At 38.9% G+C, this 18,134-nt stretch carries 3 protein-coding genes; all 3 read right to left on the reverse strand.

Annotation, left to right across the window (positions count from 1 at the left end; translation table 11 throughout):
• Positions 1 to 54 precede the first annotated feature (54 nt).
• On the reverse strand, positions 55 to 7,947 hold the full coding sequence (locus AC2D3N_RS15715) for a non-ribosomal peptide synthetase (RefSeq protein ID WP_484691433.1): 7,893 nt from the start codon (positions 7,945 to 7,947) through the stop codon (positions 55 to 57).
• A 74-nt stretch (positions 7,948 to 8,021) separates the two neighbouring features.
• The gene (locus AC2D3N_RS15720) at positions 8,022 to 9,755 is read right to left on the reverse strand and encodes an ABC transporter ATP-binding protein/permease (protein ID WP_484691434.1); all 1,734 of its coding nucleotides are present in this window, start codon (positions 9,753 to 9,755) and stop codon (positions 8,022 to 8,024) included.
• Between the two features lie 100 nt (positions 9,756 to 9,855).
• Positions 9,856 to 17,781 carry an SDR family NAD(P)-dependent oxidoreductase gene (locus AC2D3N_RS15725; protein WP_484691435.1) on the reverse strand — a complete coding sequence of 2,642 codons (7,926 nt, stop codon included), beginning with the start codon at positions 17,779 to 17,781 and terminating at the stop codon, positions 9,856 to 9,858.
• Positions 17,782 to 18,134 lie beyond the last annotated feature (353 nt).

An 18,134-nucleotide genomic window follows, 5' to 3' on the forward strand; every position in this document is an offset into this window, starting at 1 on the left:
TGTTAAAATTTGCTTTTTATTAAAAAAATTAGTTGATAGTGTCTGATAAATTGCTCATTTTGTTTGTCGTGATTGAATTAAAATCGCTTGTTCTTTTAATATATTATGAGTGAAAATTTCGCGTAATCGTAGTGAAACTCCAAACTGATTACGGATTTGGGACACTAATCGCATGGCTTTTAAACTATTTCCTCCGAGTTCAAAAAATGACTGATTATTGTCACTCACTTCTACCTCCAATAATTCACCCCAAACCGAGGCTAATAAAGCCTCTTGTTGATTAAACCCAGTGGGTTTACTAATTGATTGGGTAATATTTTCTTCGGGTTTTGGTAAGGCTAGGCGATGAATTTTGCCATTAGGTAACAACGGAAAAGATTCTAATTGGATTAAAAAAGTTGGCTGCATATAAGTCGGTAACACTTGTTTTAGTTTTTGGCTGATTTGTTCACAATTTACCGTATTATTGCCTTGATAATATGCAATTACTGTTACTAATTCTTCTTTTTTATCCGCGATTACCAGTGCTTTTCTGACACCATCAATGGCAGCAACTGCATCTTCAATTTCTCCTAACTCAATCCTTACCCCATTCAATTTTATTTGGTTATCACTCCGTCGTCCTATTACCTCTAAAGTCAGGTCGGGTAGCAATCTTCCCAAGTCTCCGGTACGATAAACTAAATCATTCCCTTGATTCAAAGGATTGGGAACAAAAGCTGATTTTGTTAAGATTTCATCTTGATAATAACCTTTAGTTAAATAGGGCGATTTGACAAAAATTTCTCCAACTTCTCCTATAGCACAGGGACGATTTCCGTCAATAACTGCGAATGCAGCATCGGGCAATGTTTTTCCCCCAGGTACTCGCGCATAGGAAATATTATTGGGTTTGGGTATTCGATAAAAATGTTTAACAAAAGTTGTTTCACTGGCTCCATAAATATTGACAAATTCTGTCTGATTACCAAAAACTTCATGCCATTCACACAATTCTTTGACAAATAATGGTTCTCCTCCTAACACTAATACCTGTAAATTTTTGAGCAATTGATTAGCATTAGGTAAATGACGACCAATATTTAAAAATAGACGCATTACCGATGGTACAGTGTGCAGTAAGTTAATCTGCCATTCTCCCAACCGTAGTAGCAAACGCTCTAAATCTTCGCGGTCTATACTATCAGGAATATAAAGAGTTCCTCCTGAACATAAAGTTACGAGAGTTTCCCTCAGATAAGGATCAAAGTTAATTTGAGCAATCTGTAAACAACGCCAGTTATGATTAATTCCAAATTCAATTTTTTCCCAATTTATGAAGTGACGTAAGCTGCCATGACTTCCTAAGATGGCTTTAGGTTCACCCGTTGAACCTGAAGTAAATATAATATAGTTAGAATCATCAGCATCCGGCATTAATAAATCTTTCTTATTATTGTTTTCTACGATAGGAAATTCTTGATAATTTGTGCCATTCCATTGATAATATTGCTGGATTTCTTGATGATTAACGACCAATAAATGAGGCGGTTTTGCTAATACTAACAATCGAGGTTTAATCAGCTCTAAATTTTCTGCGGCTATCAGGATTACGGCGGGGGAGGTTTTAACAATCATGCGTTTCCAGCGTTTTTCTGGTTCATCTAAACGCAAGGGTAAATAAATTCCTCCAGCTTTAAATACCGCCAGCATTGCTATTACCTGACGGTAATCTCCTTCGAGGATAACACCGCAAATACTATCCTTTTGTACACCTAAATCTTTTAAAATATAAGCCCAAGAGTCAGTCAGTTTATCTAATTCCTGATAGCTAAATTTTCCTTCAGGATAAACAATTGATATTTGCTCAGGTGTGGCTTTTACTTGTTCAGTAAAATCATGGATAACGGTACGGGTTTCTAAGCGAGAAATTGGTTGAACAAAGCTATTTATAAAAGAGATTTCCTCGGCTGATAAAAAAGAAATTTTATCGACGGGTTGACAGGGATTTGCTATTATCTCGGTGAGCAATTTATCCAAGTGAATTAGAGCTTTTTGCATCCTATCTGCTTGGAATAAGTCTATACTATAAATCAAATCCAAGCTGAGTTGGTCGTTGTGTTTGTTAAACACAAAAGACAGGTCGAATTTGCTAGTAGTAGTTAATGAATCCAGAGAATTAAATTCTTGCAGTAGCACTAACACATCAAACAATGGTGTGCGGTTAGTTTCTTGGGAAATTGCTAGTTCTTTCACCAAAGTATCAAACGGGTAATCAGAATGTTCATAAGCTTCAGTTATAGTTTGGTGAACCTTAGTTAGCAGGTTGTTGTATCCTTGATTTGGATCTATTTGATCTCTGATAACCAGTGTATTTGAGGAGGAATTTTGTGGATGCTTGTGAGTGACAATCTCAGTCCCAATCATAATATCGTGCTGACCACTGTAACGATAAAGTAATACTTTTACTGTTGCCACAATTCCCACAAATAAAGTGGTCTCTGTTTGTTGGCAAATTTCATTTAACCCAGATAATATTTCCGGTTTAAACGTCCAGCTTAAACGAGAACAATTGAATGTTTTTGCGGGAGGACGGCGAAAGTCTGTAGGTATGTGAAGGCGGGGTATTTGTCCACCGTCAAGTTTTTGTTGCCAGTAATCTAAATGTTTTTGCACACCTTCATTTAACAAAATCTTCCAGGACTTTACTGCATCAGTATTCAGATCAATTTGTGGTGGTGAAAACCGATTTTGTTGGGACTGAGATATGGCAGTGATGTCTTGTTCTAGCAGTTCCAAGGTGACAGTATCGTAAAGTTGCGATGGATGATTAGCTATTGCTGTCAGAATCTGAGTATAATAATTACCAATGGCTATTACTTGTTCTTGACACAAATCACTAGCATTGTATTTAAGTGTTAGGTGTATTTGAGAAGAAAAGAGATCTAAAGTAAAGTGAACCCCAAGAGTGAAGTTTGTTTTTCCCAGAAATTTGCTATCTAATACCTGTAGTCCTGGCAGTCCTAAAATATTCTGATAAACGTGAAAATGGGTAAAGTTAAATGATGTCTCAAATAAAGGTTTACCACCCAAACTCCACTGCAAATCAGCTAGGGGATATCGTCGGAAAGGGAGGGACTCTCGTTCCGCTTTGAATGCTTCCTGGATCAAGTCTATCCAAGTACCTCCCAACAGTTGTAAACGCAATGGTAAAGTATTAAGAAAAAGTCCCAAAACTCTCTCCCCACCAGCTTTCTCCAGTCTACCATTAGATACTAAACCAGTCAAGACATCAGACTGATTATATAGCACACTTAAGACTTTAAAATGTGCTGCTAACAGCACACTTTTAAGGGGAACTGCGGCTTGATTTGCTACCTGTTTCAAACCATGAGAAACTTGCCGAGATAGGGTTAGTTCATGGGTGCCTAATTTACCTAAATTTTCAGGTGTAGATGAACGGTAGGACTCAGACCAGCGAGGCAACTTTGTAATAGTAACACCATTAAGTTTTGACCGCCAATATTGTTGGCACTCTTGGGATTTGAGGGCTGTTTGTTCTAAAGCTACAAAGTCCCGAAATTCTGAATCTGGCGGCGGATTAAGGGGTAGAATTTCTTGACCTAACCCAGATAAATATCTTGGTAATAACTCAGTAAACAGTAAGCCTACACTCCAGCCATCGAGAATAGCATGGTGTTCAACTAAAGTTAATTGAAATGTATCATTAGTCCAGCGATGAATATAAAAACGTAACAGAGGGGGACAATCCAAACTAAAATGTTGTTTTCTTTGGGTTGCAAACCAAGCATCTAAAACACTCTCTTGCTCAGATGCAGATAAATGGCGCAGATCCTCTACTTCTAAGGAAATCTTAACTGTGCTATGAACTAATTGCAACGGCTGACTAAAATTACTCATATCGAAGCTAGTCCGCAGTACAGCATGACTAGCCACAAGTTCCTGTATAGCTAGACGCCATTTTTGTTCATCGAAACTAACACGCAGCCGGAAACTGTTGATATTATGATAAACAGCAGATTCCAGACTGTACTCACTGTGAAATAACATCCCCATCTGCAATCTAGCTAGAGGATAGGCATCTTCCACATTGTCGGGTAACTTGAGACGGTCTTGCTCACTTAGAAAAGCCAAAGGTTGTACTTTTTGCTCCTTAGTCTTATCAGTCTCTGCCGTTGCGAGGTTTTGCGTCAGTTCGTAAATTGTTTGATGCAGGAACATCTGTTGGACTGAAAAGTGCAAACCGCGTTTTTGAGCCAGGGCTAAAACTTGAATGCTACGGATGGAATCACCGCCCAAAGCAAAAAAGTTGTCGTAGATACCAACTCGTTCCTGACCGAGAATTTCAGCCCAAATATCAGCCAATACTTGCTCTTCTAAAGTCCGCGGCGGTACAAAAGCTGTTTCCAAGTCGGATCTTTGTGTGTGCGGTGCTGGCAGAGCACGACGATCAACTTTGCCGTTGGATGTTAGCGGTAGTGCCTGCAATGTTACCAAGGCAGAGGGAATCATGTAGTCGGGAAGTAACCGTTTGAGGAAACCCCGTAGTTGTGGAACTAGCTGGCGGGTTAGTTTCCCCTGTAAAGGGTTATTAGCGTAGTGACTCCAGGTTTTTAACTGGGGAGTTGCTTTCGGTAGTGGCAGTGTCCCCTGAGACATCAACTCTGAGCGCCCAAACACAACGTCATAACAACCATTCCCCCCAGTATCCGACCAGCTAATATAGATGGTATAGGGTAACTCGTCACCTAATCTCCAAAAGTCTTCGGGTTCTTTTCCTTCCTGAGTGAATTTCTCTAAATCTCTAAATAGCTCCCCCACCGTTGCTGGTTTCTGATCAGAGTTCAACAACTCTAACAGCTTAACTTGTTGCCAAATACGCGCATTAGGAACAGCCTTAATGGTGAGCATCAAGGGCTTTGTTTCCATCAACAATTCCTTAACCTTGGACAAACTCAACCGATCCGCGTGCCAGTCCAAATACTGCTGTTCAATCTCAGAATCCGCCTCTTTTCCCACATGGAGAATGACATCGTAGCGAAACCGTGTTAGCTCATTGCAGTCCCGTCCCCGTTTGAGATGAATTTGCACCTGGCTGATCGAGGTTAGATGCTGTGCAAGCTGATGAAAGAAGCCAGGATCAATTACCAGTTCTTGGTCTTCCTTCAGGTTTTTTTGGACACGTTGCCACCAATCTCCTGTGGGTAATTCCGAGGAGGTTTGATGCAGTAAAACATCTGCATGAAAAGCTTCTAATAGTTGGAGACTACGAACATCCCCCACAAAAATAAAGCCCCCCGGTGCTACCATACTCACCGCACCTTCCAAGACATTCACCAAATAATCAATACTGGGAAAATACTGGACAACTGAGTTGAGGATGACTGCATCAAAAGTTTTTCCCTCAAAACCCTCAAAGTCGTGGGCGGGTTTGTTGATTAGCTGCACCTGAGACCAACTACCACCCACTTTGTCCATTTCCGTCTCTACAAAACGGATAGCCTGATTAGAAATGTCAGTCCCACAGTAATTTGAACATTGAGGAGCAATCCTAAATAGCAGCATCCCCGTACCGCTACCAATTTCGAGTACCCGATCCGGTTGCAAAGCGAGAATCCTCTCCACTGTAGAGTCCAACCATTGCCCCATCTGTTCTTGAGCAATGGGTAGCCCTGTGTAGCTGTCATTCCAACCGATGATATTGAAGGTCGAGTCTTGAGTCGGAATATTTTGGCTGTAAGTATCATTGAATACTTGTTGCCATTGTTCGATCTGCTCTGTATGGGATTGATTTAAGGATAATTGATTTGAGGATTTGGCAACTATATAGGCTACTAGGTGCTGGTCTCCTGATTGGTCGGCTCGGGCTATAACTACTGCTTCTTGCACCTGGTGGTGATTTAATAGTGCCGCTTCTATTTCTCCCAATTCGATGCGGAAACCGCGAACCTTAACTTGATCGTCGATGCGACCCAAATACTCAATATCCCCATTTTCCAGATAGCGGGCTAAATCACCCGTTTTATAAAGTCTGTCTTGTGTTTGATCGCTAAATGGATTGTTGATGAACCTTTGCGCTGTTAGTTCCGGGCGGTTTAAATAACCACGAGCTAACCCAGCACCACCAATATACATTTCACCCCTGATGCCAACTGGCAGGGGTTTTAGCTGCTGATCCAGAATATACAATTGCAGATCGGGAATTGGCACACCAATCAGGCTCTGATTATGATCTATATCTGCTTTTGTTAGCGGGCGATAAGTAACATGAACGGTGGTTTCTGTAATCCCGTACATATTTACTAATTGGGGAAACTGATCTCCGTATCGCTCAAACCAGGGCTGTAAACTCTGCGGATCTAGGGCTTCGCCGCCAAATATAACTAAACGTAAGCTCAGTTGCGGTTTAGGGTCTTCTGCTTTGTCGGTCGCCCGTATTAGTTGTCTGAAAGCGGATGGTGTTTGGTTAAGAACTGTCACTTGCCTATTCAGCAGCAAGGTGTAGAAGGCTGAGGGGTCACGGCTCACCCAGTAGGGTACAATTACCAAACTTCCACCATGCAGCAAAGCCCCCCAGAGTTCCCAAACGGAAAAGTCGAAGGCAATAGAGTGGAATAGTGTAAATACATCACTTGCGCTAAAGTGATACCAAGGCTCGGTAGCGGCAAATAAACGCACCACATTTTGGTGATTTATCAATACCCCTTTGGGTTTTCCTGTAGACCCAGAAGTATAAATCACATAAGCCAAGTTATTTGGCTGTATATGACTAACTGGATTCTGCTCGGAGCCAGCAGCAATTACTTCCCAGTCCGTATCCAAGCACACCACAATTGCCGAATTTTCTGATAATTGTGGCAACAGCGATTTCTGAGTAAGCAAGACTGGCACGGCTGCATCTTGAAGTGTGTAAGCTATGCGTTCTTTTGGGTAGCTAGGGTCTAATGGCAGGTATGCTCCTCCGGCTTTTAAAATTCCCAATAGTCCTACGACCATTTCTAAGGAACGCTCTAAACAAATCCCGACCAATTTCTCTGAGTTTATTCCGATTTTTTGTAAGTAATGCGCTAATTGATTGGCTCGTTCATTTAATTGTTGATAAGTTAATTGTTGATTTTCAAATATTATTGCTACGGCATCGGGACTACGCTCTACTTGTTCTTCAAATAACTGATGAATAGTTTTATCTTGGGAATATTCAATTGTTGTGTTATTCCATTTTATTAGTAATTGCTCCCGTTCACCAGGGGTGAGGATATCTATTTCTCTCAACTCCACATCAGGATTAATCGTTACAATTTCCAGAATTTGGAGAAAATGTCCTAGCATCCTTTGAACAAAATCTTCCCGAAAAGTATCTGGGGAAAAAGTGACAGAAACAGAACTATCCGTCGCCTCAATTTCAAAAACCAATTGAAATTGGTTTAATAAAGAACTGTGACTAGAAAATCCTTCTTGAATCACCGCAATATCAAAAATTGCTTCAGAATTTCCGCCCCTTGCCAAAAACGTTTTTATTAGACTATTTATATCATAGTTTTGATGGCGGTATCCCTCTTGAAGATGACTGCGGGTGATTTTAAGTAAATCCTTAAATGAGCTAATATTTTTTCCATTGAATCGGCAAAAAATTAGGCTATCAGATTTTTCTATATTCAAAGCCCCCGTTGCCAAAACAAATTCTTCTTGAGCCGTATATTTTAAGATTAAAACTTGCATAGCTGCTAGATATAAAGCCAGCTTATTAACAAAATTCTTAGCAGTTAAATTATATATTTGATCGCGTAAATTGATAGATATAGGATTAATTATTTTGTCTTTATGTTCGGTTTTATTTTGACTGACACTATTAAATAAAGGTGTGACTGGCTGGATTTCTCGAATTTGCCGAATTTGGTAATCTGTTGCCACAAGATGGGTTTCCATAACTTCTCTAAACTTTTCCATAAATAGTGTTTTTGGTTTACGAGGATAAAATCAAAAAAGGCGAGATCAAACGTTAATGTCTGAGGGTTTGATAATCAACAGATAGAAGCAAGTCGCCAACGGCCATCTTCTAAAAGTTCTAAAACCCATTGATGATAGTTAAACAAACTTTCTCGATGTCCTACACTGATAAAGGTTGTTTGGGTTTGTTGCAACTGTTGATACAAAAGTTCTTCATTTTTCAAGTCTAAAGCACTGGTGGCTTCATCTAAAATAACATAGTTGGGATGGCAAACTAACAATCGGGCAAAAGCCAGGCGTTGTTGTTCTCCTAATGATAATATATTTTCCCAAGGAACTTCTGCATCAAAGCTATCAACTTTTGTTACCACATTTTGCAGATTAACTTGTTGTAAAATATCTTCCAGTTCGGAATCACTCATTTGACGATTACTTTTAGGATAAAGTAACTGTTCTCGTAAAGTTCCTAAAATTATATAAGGACGTTGTGGCAAGAACATAAATTGTTCTAAGGAAGGCCGAATTAATCGACCAGTTCCAGCATTCCACAAACCAGCAATTGCCCTTAACAAAGAACTTTTACCCCGACCACTGGGGCCAACAATTAATAAACCTTCTCCTGGTGCAATAGATAATGATAAATGTTCGACAATTACCTTTTCATAATCGGGTGTTTGTAAGGTAATATCCTCAAAAGCAATATGATTTTCTTCGATAGTTTTTATGGTACTGACATCATCAGGTTGTTGGGTAACAACTTCTAAAGCTTGCGAAAATTCAGATAAACGGTCAACATAACTAGAAAACCGTCCAGAAGACCCAAATTCATTGATTAATTCACTAAAACCATTAGCAAACATACTGCAAGCGATAATAGCTTGGTTAACTTGTCCGAAATCAATTTCCCCGCGAATATAGGCGGGAGCGAAGACGATAAACGGAAATATTTGGATAATAGACCGATAGCTTCTGCTAAAAAGATCTTGATTTTTTTCCCAATCAATCTTGCTTATAGAACTTTTCAATAAATTATTAAATCGGCGGCAAATAATGTTTAATTCTTGATTTTCGCCTTGAAAAAAAGCAATAGATTCAGCATGATTCCGAACATGAGTTAAGCCGTAAGCATAGTTGGCTTTAGATTCAAGTTCCTCTTGAGTAATCCTATCTAATTCTTGACTTAAGTTTATGGCAATTAAATTACCGATGATTGTATAGGCCAGCAGAATAGCTGCGGCTAGTTTAGAAATCGATAAAAGAATGATTAAAAAAGTCGTCATTTCTAGGACTTTTTCTAACAAGGTAGTGGCAAAATTGAGAGCATTTCTGGCAATGGGTTCGATTTCTTGAGCGAGACGTTGATCCGGGTTATCAACATCCGATCTAAAATTGATTTTATAATAGGCGCGATTACTCAAATATTTTTCTAAAATCTGCTGATTTAGCCATTCATACCAATTAAGAGCAATTCTTTTTTTGACAAATTTAGAAAATGCTGTAAATAGGGTAATTAACAACAGCCCCAAACCGTAAATTGATACAATCGTAAAAAATTTAGCAGCATCTTTATCCTGAATAATGACATCGACTAAATAGCGATTAACGAAGCTATTAGCCGCATTGGCAGCCACAAGTCCAATAATTAATAAGACCAGAAGAATCAGCATTCCCCAGGAGCGGATTACTTCTGAAAAACTTCGTCCTTTGGGGTCTGTTGGATACCAATAAGATCCAGCAATAACTTTTAAAGCATCCCAAAATTTATTAAAATTAGCTATGGGTTGTTGGCTAGAAACTTTAGTTTGCATATTTTACAGATAGAGTAGTTGGCTCTGTAGGAGCGGAGTAGTTTTAATTGAATATCTTGAAAGTGGTTGGCAATTTCAAGCATATTATAATTTGGCTGATTTAATCACTTAAAAAATCCTCCAATTCGGAAAGTTCTCGCAAAATTAAATCTGCATCGACATCCTGCTGAACTTCTGTAGAATCAACGGTGGTCTGCACTATTGTCTGAACTTGCCAACCTAAAACCTGCTGAATCAGATAATCAACTAATCGTCTAATATTGGGAAAATCAAAGACTAAAGAAGCAGGTAAAGTCACTTCTAATCCTTTTTCTAAACGATTTTTTAATTCGATAGACAACAAAGAATCAATCCCCATTTCTGAAAATCCCTGTTCTGGGTCAGGCATTTGTTTAATTCCTAAAATTATCCCCACTTGTTGGCCAATATATTCAGATAAATGTTCTCGACGTTCTCCTGGTGCAATATCTTCTAAAAGACGGCGTGTAGAACTTGAATCTTGAACAGATTTAATTATATTTTGAGATTTTCCTAATTTTTTCAATAGGGGTTTATCGCCTTGAAATTGATAGATATTTTTGAAGCGAACCCAATCTACATCAGCAACTAAAATTTGTGTTTGATTAGACTCAATAATAGCATCCATCACCGAAAACGCCCTATCTAGCTCAATTTCCTTCATGCCAATCTGTTTGAGCCAATCTTCATATTCTGGGGAAACAATCCCATTTCCTGCTAATAATGCCCAATTTAAAGTAGTAGCAGGTAATCCTTGAAGACGACGCATAAGAGCTAAAGAATCCATCAAATTACTAACTGCATCATATAAACCTTGTGCTTTCGCTCCCCAAATTGCACCCGCCGAAGAAAATAGGACAAAATAGTCTAATTTAGTTGCTAAAGATAACCGATGTAAATTCCAAGAACCTCTAACTTTTGCTTGAAAAACTATTTCGAGATCAGCAAATGTACATTCGCTTAATTGCGCTTGGCGTCCTGAAACTCCAGCAAGATGGAAAACCCCGCGTAGGGGATAGGCTGTTTTTTCGATTTTGGCCCATATTGCTTGCATTTGCTGAAAATCCCCGACGTCAGCTTGAAAAACTTCTACAGATGCTCCTTTTTGCTCTAAAATCCTGAGATTTTCCATGATTTCGGCAAATTGTGTGGATATTTCCGAACGCGGGGGAAAGGGGCGGCGGGTGGTCAAAATCAGATGTTTTGCCCCTAAATCAACCAAATGACCAGCCAGGGCCAAACCGAGATGACCAATACCTCCGGTAATCAAATAGGTCGCTTCAGCTTGAATAGTCAACGGTTTTGTCGGTGGAGACGTCGATGGGACTAGACGCCCCAGATAGGCTTGGCCATTGCGGAACAGCAGATGATCTTCGCCGATGGAATGGGTCAATCCTAGGAGTAAATCAGCAATATTTTGAGTAATATCGGCGCTGGGGTCAAGATCGATCATTCCTCCCCATAATTCTGGGTTTTCTAAGGAAATAACCCGCCCCAAGGCCCAAAGTGGAGACTGGGTGACAAAAGTGGGCTGTTTGAGTTCAAAGGGTTGACCCCCTTGGGTAACAAGAAATAATTTAGGAGAATTAGGGATTTTTTGAATAGCTTGGAGGATATTTAACAAATAGTGACAGCGATTTAATAAAATAGATTCAGGTTGCTCTTTATGATCATCATTCAAAAGATAAATAATATTATGGGGCGATGGATTTTCCGCAAACCATGCCTTTAGTTGTTCTGGTTGATGGGCATTTAAACCATACTCAAATTGTGATAATTGAGTGTTGTTTTGTACTTGATAAATTATCGTACAGGAGCCATAATTTTTGCTCAGTTGCTCTTGAATGGAACGGGGTAGATGATCTTTTTCAGGGTGACTATCGGTAAAAATTAACCAATTTTCTGAAATATTACTGGCTTTTCTAGTATTTTGAGCAATAATAATACTTTGCTGGAATAAAGCACTGCCAATTTTTTGATCAGGAGATACAAATTCCGCTTGAGCAAAACCCGATTTAAACAGAATAGATTGCCAAGTAGATGCGCTAATAATGGGATGATTCGAGCGTAAATTATCATCGCTAAAACGCCACCAACCTTGGGTAATACCAAAGATTAAATCAATCCATTTAGACTGATGGGTTAGTTCTAGTAATAGTAATTGACCGCCGGGACGCAATAAACTTTGAATATGAGGTAAGGTTTCTGCTTGTAAATCTCGCGTAGAATGCAAGACATTAGCCGCAATAATTAAATCATAGGAACCGAGGGAAAATCCTTGGGATTTCGGGTCTTTTTCTATGTCGAGAACTTGGTAGTTGATGTTGGGAAATTGAGTAAAATTCTCTTTAGCAGTCTCCAGAAAGAAGGGTGAAACATCGGTAAAGGTATAGGTAATTTGATCGGACTTACAAGCGTTGAGAACTTGCTGGGTAGTTGCTCCGGTTCCGGCGCCAATTTCAAGAATCCGCAGGGGTTCGGAGGAAGAATAGTTGGATAATAAAAGTTCAACAGCTTTAGAGATACTTAGGTTGAGAACTTTTGCCCAGGATGTATTTTTATAAAATTCGGCGGCTCCGATTTTTTCATTTTGAGAAAATAAGATAGATAAAGGCGCAATTTTTCCTGTTAGGATGGCGGCTAAATTGGAAGCAACTCGCTGAAATAGGGTGAGTTCTATTAGGGCATTTGGATATTGATTAATTAAGTTTTCTACGGTTAAATCAGGATGAAATTGTTGGGGTTCCTTGATGATTTTCCAGCCAGAATCCTGCTTTTCTAAAATGCCTGTTTCTGCTAAGATTTTGAGACAATGATTCCAGAGTAATTTATATTCTGCTTTAATCCCAGCTTGACGGAAACTTTCTTCGGTGGAAAGCATTGTATTGAGTTGAAATAGTTCTAAATCTTTTAAGGCTTTAACAATAAAATCCGCACTGAGTTTTTCCATTTCAGCAAAGGCTGAAGAAACTCCTGTTAATGATGCGAATTGTATTTGTTTTTCCACATAAACATCTAAATCCGCTTGAATTGTTGCGAGATTTTGTAATTTTTGGGTTACCAAATTATCAGGGAACCATTTTACTTGATAGAGTAGGTTTTCCCAATCAAAATTATTTTTATCTTGATGATGAAGTTGAATTAATTGTTGAACAATAGCCGATACCGTTTGTTTTTCTGATTCCGAATAATTCCCGGTTTCTAACAAGGTTTGCATCAAGCTATTAGTATTTTTATTAGACAACATCTTGACCAAATTAGATTCTGGAGCCACCGTTGTTAATTCAGTTTTTAAGGGAAGCCAATGGCGGTGTTGTTGAAAGGGATAAGTAGGTAAAGAACATCGGCTACAATGATAATCTTTATTAAAGCCAAACCAGTCAATATCTGAACCACGAACATACAGTTTACCCAGACTTTCTAATAAGACTTGCCAATCAGAAAATCCTGAGCGCAAACTTGGTAATATTAGGGGGTTAGATGAAGATATTGATGACTGAATAATACCTAAAAGAACGGGTTGGGGGCCGATTTCAATAAAAGTATCACATCCTAGGAATTGGAGAGACAAAACTCCTTGATGGAATTGTACGGTATGTAATAGGTGTTGCAGCCAATATTCGGGAGTAATAATATTATCATCGGCAATTTCTCCGGTTAGGTTAGAGATTAGGGTAATTTGAGGTTTAGCAAAAGCAATTTCCTGTAGAATGGTTTTAAATTCTTCATAAATTGGCTCTATTAAGGGGGAGTGAAAGCCATGGGAAACCTTGAGTTGGCGAACTTTAATTCCTGTATTATTAAAGTGTTCACAAAGTTGTTGAATTGATTTTTTGTCCCCGGAAATAACGGTATGTTGATCGGTGTTAATGGCAGCGATCGCAATTTTTATTCCTTGACTTTGGCACTGTTCAAGAACTGATTTTTGATCGAGGAAAATAGCGGCCATTGCTCCTTGATTATCAGGCAATTGACCGATAAGACGGCCTCGATTTATCACCAGTTTTAGGCCACTTTCCAGATCAAAAACTCCAGCAAAACAAGCGGCAGCATATTCTCCTAAACTGTGTCCTAAAATAGCGATCGGTTCGATTCCCCAAGACTGCCATAATTGAGCTAAAGCAACTTCAATTATAAATAAAGCGGGCTGAGTATAGGAGGTTTGAGTTAAGATTTCATCGGAATTAGCAAATATAATTTCTAGTAAGGATTTACCTGTTAGTTTTTGATAGATGCTTTCCCCTTGATCTAAGGTTTGCTGAAAAGTAGGTTGAGTTTGATAAAGTTGATGCGCCATTCCCGCATATTGAGAACCTTGTCCTGTGAACAAAAAGGCAATTTTTGGCGGTTGCTTTTCATCAACTTGACCATGAATAATTAACCCTTGATCTAGTTGCCCGAACTGACGTAATTTTGTGATAAAATCGCTGTTTTCGGAGCCTATTACTGCTAAACGATTTGAGAGGTGAACTCGACCAGTATTAGCGGTAAAGACGACATCAAAAATATCACTTTCGGGGTGATTTTCCCAAAATTCTACATAGCTATTGGCTAAATCTTTTAAAGCCTGTGGGGTTCTAGCAGAAATTGTAAGTAAATGAATCGGCCGTTTAGTTTGATTTTGTTGGGGAATAACCGCCGGAGCTTCTTCTAAGATAATATGGGCATTAACCCCTCCAATTCCTAGGGAATTAACCCCCGCCCGTCGAGGCAATTCCTGTCCATTTTGTTGTTTGGTTTTCCAGGGTATGGCTTCAGTATTAATATAAAAAGGAGTCTTAGAAAAATCAATTTGAGGGTTGGGATTTTGGAAATGTAATGTCGGGGGAATAATTCGATGTTTGAGGGCTAAAGTTGCTTTAATTAAACCCACAATACCAGAAGCAATTTGCATATGTCCGATATTTGTTTTGACCGAACCTAAAGCACATTCTCCCTGATTTGCCGCACCATAAGCTTTAGCTAAAGCATCAACTTCGATGGGGTCTCCCAGGGTTGTTCCTGTACCATGAGCTTCGATAAAACTAATCGTATTCGCATCAACACCAGCAAAGGCTAAGGCTTCGGCTGCAACTGAAATTTGACCTTCTCCTCCGGGGGCAGTAAATCCCAATTTTGTCCCCCCATCATTATTAATCGCAGAGCCTTTAATAACGGCATAAATTTGATCATGATCGGCTAAAGCATCTGGTAATCTTTTTAGCAAAACCACCCCGACGCCACTCCCAAAAATAGTTCCTTGGGCCTGAGAATCAAAGGCACGACAATGCCCATCGCCGGAAAGAATTAAACCTTCTTGATATAAATAACCAATTTTTTGCGGAGAGTTAATTGAAGCGGCTCCCGCTAAAGCCATGTCACTTTCTCCATTAATTAGACTCTGGCAAGCCAGATGGACTACGACTAATCCTGTGGAACAGGCTGTTTGAATATTAATACTTGGCCCGCGTAAGTTGAGTTTATAAGAAATCCTTGTGGTTAAATAATCTTTGTCGTTAGCTACCATTGTTTGAAACCCCCCCATCGAATCTAATGTGAAGGGTTGTAACTGATCATTACTATCTAATTGACCGCGATTTGGATAGCAATTGTTGATTAAATATGTGTTCATACTTGCCCCGGCAAATATGCCAATTGCTCCTGGATAGGAGTTAGGATTATAACCCGCGTTTTCTAAACATTCCCAACTCGATTGTAGAAGTAAACGTTGTTGAGGATCGAGCAATTCTGCTTCTCGGTTTGTGTATCCAAAAAATTCGCTATCAAAATATTCAACTTGGTCGATAATTGGTCTGGCTCTAATATAATTAGGCTGATTAAATAGTTCAGGAGAAACTCCCGATTCTAATAGCTCCTCCTCAGAAAAGAAAGAGATGGTTTCGACTCCATTTTGCAGATTTTCCCAGAAAGTTGTGAGATTGTTGGCGCCAGGAAATCGTCCAGCCATGCCAATAATGGCAATATCATGGGTTGACCGTTGACGACGGGAGCGATTTTCTGCCCGTTGACGGCTTTTTTGTGCCGTTGCTGGGGTGGAATTTGATTCTTTACTTAAGAAACGCGCTAAGGTGGCAACGGTAGAATTTTTAAACATTTCAGCTATGGGTAACTGACGATTAAAAAGTTTTTCTAGTTGGTTGTGTACCCGAATTAAGAGTAAAGAATGTCCTCCTAGTTCAAAAAAGTTATCGTTTAAACCCACTGAAGTTAATTGTAAAACTTCGCACCAAACTGTTGCTATTTGGCGTTCATTTTCCGATTGGGGTAAGGTGCGATTTTTCTGGCGATCGCTCTCTAAATATTGATTAATTTCTTGAATACGACCAGTAAATAATCCCTGTTCAAAATCTTTTTTTAATTTTGATTTTTGGACTTTACCAATAGAGGTTTTGGGAACTAAATCAGTCTCTAAAGGAATGACATAAGCTGGAGCAATTCCTACTTTTTGAGTTAAATGACTGCGAATTTTTCTAACGACTTTTACCCATTGCTCAAAATGATCTGATTCGGGACTAAAAACAATAATTAATAAGTCAGTCTCTTGGATTTGATCAAAGACGGCAAATGCCGCCGTATAGGAAACATTTACTCCCTCTAATTCTTCTATTGCTGTTTCAATTTCATGGGCAAAGTAATTAATTCCATTAATAATAATTTCTTGTTTTTCTCTCCCTGTAATAAAGAGTTCTCCATCCAATAAATAAGCTAAATCTCCTGTGGTAAACCAACCTTCATCTTGAAAAACTGCTTGATTCAGTTCGGGATTATTATAATATCCTTTAGTGACAGACTTGCCTTTGATTTGAAGTCGTCCAATCTCGGCTTCGGGTAAAACATTATTCTCTTGATCAACAATGCGAATAGTAGCCCCTGGAATTGGCTTTCCCAGAGAGATAATAATGTTTTCTTCTGTTAGTTTATCTTGGCTTAAACCCACAGACCAAGTAATTCCAGAACAAGATTCTGTCATGCCAAATGCTGGTTTAATGGCTCTATCTGGTAATTGATGCTTTTCGAGAATTTCTAAAAATAGGCGGATAGTTTTAATAGAAACTTGCTCTCCAGCATTGACTAAAAATTTCATGGAGGAGAGATTATAAGAAGATTGATTAAGTTGTTCAAACTGTTGATTAATTAAGGAAAATGCAAAGTTAGGAGCCCAAGAAATAGTCGCTTGATGGTGTTGAATTAGCTCTAACCATTTCAGGGGTTGACGTAAAATTAATTCCATCGGAACATGGATTTGATGACAAGCTAAATCTACCGCCATAATTCCTAAAAAGACGATGGCTCCCGCATGGTCTAAGGGCATCCAATTCAGGGTAACTTCTTGTTGGGTAAAGTTATTCATTGCCACTGTTCCAGCAGACATGGATAACATATTATTATGAGTTAACATTACTCCTTTTGGCATACCTGTACTGCCAGAAGTAAATAGTAATAAGGCTGGATTTTCTGGGGTAAGATTAGGTAAGGAATAACATTTTTTAGGGATTTTATCGGGCTGGGAATTTGATTGAGATTCTATAGATCTTAGATTGTCAATTGAGACTACTTGCAATCCTTTCAGATGAGATTGAGTTTCTAATTTTTGGATTTCAGTAATTAATTCACTATCGGATAAAATTAATGGTTTTCCTAAGATTTTCCAGACATTTTCCAGTTTTTTAACTGCTGAGTTTTCTAGCTCATAATGGGGGGCAATGGTCAGAGGTACGGGAATAATTCCTCCTAAAAAACAAGCCCAGAGTGCGGGAATAAAATCTTTATTTTTAGCAATTTGGAAGATAACTTTATCTCCTAACTTGATCCCCCGCTGATCAAGCCCATCTAAAATATTGAGAGCATCATTATATAAATCTTGATAAGTCTGAAAATATTCGGTTGCGTCATTTCCAATATAGGTAATTCCCTGATTTTCACATTTAGCAGCATTGGCTAAGACTTCTGAAAGTGTCCGCCAATTATCTTTTAATTGCCCTCCAGAACTGATTGAATGCTTAAACATTTTTTCTTCCTCTGTTTTTCCATAAAATTGAGTTTACCATAGTATAGCAAGAGGCAATAGGGAATAGGCAATGGGCAATAGGTAAATACTTACTGTGAGCAGCTTTTAGCTTTCAAGAATGTCCTAATAGATGCGGCAACTGCTATATCACCCTGCCGTACAGAGGAACGGACTTGATTTTAATTCATAAATTTATTTGATAAATTTCGACGGTAATATTCCATCCTTTAATGTTTGCTACAAATACTTGATCGGGTGGCTAATCACTTTTTTTTATCCCCTATTCCCTATTTTATTTTACCCTGGTGTTCCCTGTTCCCTGTTCCCTGTTCCCTGTTCCCTATTCCCTGTTC

Source organism: Planktothrix sp. PLAVEN19ND (assembly GCF_057220675.1).

Bases quoted from the DNA above. Each gene is read 5' to 3' on its own strand.
- AC2D3N_RS15715 (WP_484691433.1), bottom strand. From the start codon at position 7,947: ATGGAAAAGTTTAGAGAAGTTATGGAAACCCATCTTGTGGCAACAGAT.
- AC2D3N_RS15720 (WP_484691434.1), bottom strand. From the start codon at position 9,755: ATGCAAACTAAAGTTTCTAGCCAACAACCCATAGCTAATTTTAATAAA.
- AC2D3N_RS15725 (WP_484691435.1), bottom strand. From the start codon at position 17,781: ATGTTTAAGCATTCAATCAGTTCTGGAGGGCAATTAAAAGATAATTGG.